Source organism: Comamonas sp. B-9 (genome assembly GCF_000410635.1).
In the GTDB taxonomy this organism is placed as follows: domain Bacteria; phylum Pseudomonadota; class Gammaproteobacteria; order Burkholderiales; family Burkholderiaceae_C; genus Comamonas.
The window spans coordinates 38,508-40,377 of record NZ_KE148589.1 but is presented as its reverse complement, the minus strand read 5'-3'; the positions used below and the strand labels follow the sequence as shown (position 1 = coordinate 40,377).

The window sequence follows — 1,870 nt, the reverse complement described above, 5'->3', positions numbered from 1 at the left end:
GACCTCGATGCGCATGCGCCGGTCGTCCTTGGCCACCAGCACCAGCAGGCCATCGCCCACGTCCTTGCGGCCAATCTTCCAGGTGCTGGCCACGCGCTGGGCATAGGCGGCAATGTCTTCGGGGCTGGTGCTGGCGACCATCAGCACCACGACCTGCGCGCCGGTGTCGCGCTCCAGCGCCGTCAGCTGCGCTTCGAGTTGGGCCTGGTCCTGCGCGCTCAGAGTGGCGGTCTGGTCGATCACATGGGCGCTGAGCGCCGGCACCGGCTGCACGGCAGCGCGCGCTGGCGCGCTGAGCCAGGGCAGCAGCACGGCCACTGCCAGGGCCAGCACCCAGGCCAGCGGCGGGCGCCAAGCGGGCATCCGGGCCATGCGCTTACTTCCGCTCGGACGAGAAGTCGACGCTAGGCGGCTGGGAAATCTGGGCCTCGTTCTGCACCGTGAAATTGGCCTTGGGCTGGTAGCCAAAGACCTTGGCCGTCAGGTTGGTGGGGAACACGCGGGCCTTGATGTTGTAGGCCTTGACGGTGCCGATATAGCGGTCCCGTGCCACGGCAATGCGGTTTTCTGTACCTTCCAGCGTCACGCGCAGATCGCGGAAAGCCTGGTTCGCCTTGAGCTCGGGGTAGCGCTCCGAGACCACCATCAGGCGCGACAGCGCGCTCGACAGCTCGCCCTGTGCCTGCTGGAACTTGTTGAAAGCCTCGGGGTTGTTCACCAGCTCGGGCGTGGCCTGGATCGAGGTGGCCTTGGCCCGCGCTTCGATCACCTTGGTGAGCGTGTCCTGCTCGAAGTTGGCCTCGCCCTTGACCGAGGCCACGATGTTGGGCACCAGGTCCGCACGGCGCTGGTACTGGCTCAGCACCTCGCTCCAGGCGGCGGTGGATTCTTCGTCCAGCCGTTGAAAATCGTTATAGCCGCAGCCCGTCAGTGCCAGCGCTGCGGCTGCTACCACCAGAAATCGTTTCCATGCGTTCATGAGGGCTCCTCGCCATGTTCAGAGCCGCCATTGTTACCGATCTGGCAGCGGCCCATTGTCAGCGATTATTGACGGTCTGAGGGGTGCATGACCGGCATGCCGGCGTCGGCGCATGCAGTAGGATCGCCAGATGGACGATATCGTGAAACAAGCCATGGCCAAATGGCCCAATGTGCCCGCCTGCTGGGGCTGGCTGGCGCTGGATGCGCGCGGCAACTGGTGGTTGCGCGATGCGCAGGCGCAGGCCGCCGGCGCTTTTGCCAGTGGCCTGCCAGGCGCCAAGGGCTCGCGGGTGGAGCATGACAAGCTCGCGCAGTTCATTGCCCGCAATTACCTCGCCGATGCCCAGGGCTGCTGGTATTTCCAGAATGGCCCGCAGCAGGTGTTTGTGGAGCTGGAGGCCACCCCCTGGGTCTGGCGCGCGCAGTGGCGCGATGAGGCCCTGCAGCTGCATGCCCATACTGGTGCGGTGCTGGCGCCTGCGCAGGTGCAGGCCGTGCTGGCCGATGAGCAAGGTGCCGTCTACCTGCACACGGACCAGGGGCTGGGCATTGTGCATACGCAGGATGTGCTGGATGTGTCGCAGGCCCTGGAGCAGGGCCTGTTACCTGAGCCGACCGAAGTGGCCAGCGTGCTGCTGGAAAAGCGTTATGGCTTTGTGCGCTCGCCCGCTGCGCTGAAGGCGGCGGGCCAGGCTTGATCTTTTAGCGGGCGCAGTGGACAGCCTGCTTATTGCGCTTGCTCCACCATGTACTGCACCGCCGCATGGATTTCTTCATCCGATGCGCTGGAGCCGCCACGTGGGGGCATCGCTCCCTTGCCGCTGATGGCGATCTTCACCATGCTGTCGATGCCCTGGGCGATATAGGGTGCCCAGGCGGCCTTGTCACC

4 protein-coding genes are annotated in these 1,870 nt (G+C 65.5%); 1 reads left to right on the top strand and 3 read right to left on the bottom strand.

Annotated features, from left to right (window positions below; all coding sequences use genetic code 11):
* Positions 1–372, bottom strand: a 372-nt coding sequence (locus H928_RS27900; RefSeq protein ID WP_192816989.1) for a YgcG family protein, incomplete at its 3' end; no start/stop codon positions are given.
* A 4-nt stretch (positions 373–376) separates the two neighbouring features.
* A complete protein-coding gene (locus H928_RS0114445; protein WP_021027151.1) occupies positions 377–979 on the bottom strand; it encodes a LemA family protein in 603 nt (200 codons plus the stop codon).
* A gap of 130 nt (positions 980–1,109) precedes the next feature.
* Here H928_RS0114445 and H928_RS0114440 point away from each other — a divergent pair, with 130 nt between their 5' ends.
* Entirely contained in the window at positions 1,110–1,679 is a 570-nt protein-coding gene (locus H928_RS0114440; protein ID WP_021027150.1) for a DUF2946 family protein, read from the top strand.
* Positions 1,680–1,708: 29 nt separating this feature from the next.
* Here H928_RS0114440 and H928_RS33430 read toward each other — a convergent pair.
* A partial coding sequence (locus H928_RS33430) for a cytochrome c5 family protein (protein WP_239644974.1) occupies positions 1,709–1,870 on the bottom strand: 162 nt, incomplete at its 5' end.

Bases quoted from the DNA above. Each gene is read 5' to 3' on its own strand.
- H928_RS0114445 (WP_021027151.1), bottom strand. From the start codon at position 979: ATGAACGCATGGAAACGATTTCTGGTGGTAGCAGCCGCAGCGCTGGCA.
- H928_RS0114440 (WP_021027150.1), top strand. From the start codon at position 1,110: ATGGACGATATCGTGAAACAAGCCATGGCCAAATGGCCCAATGTGCCC.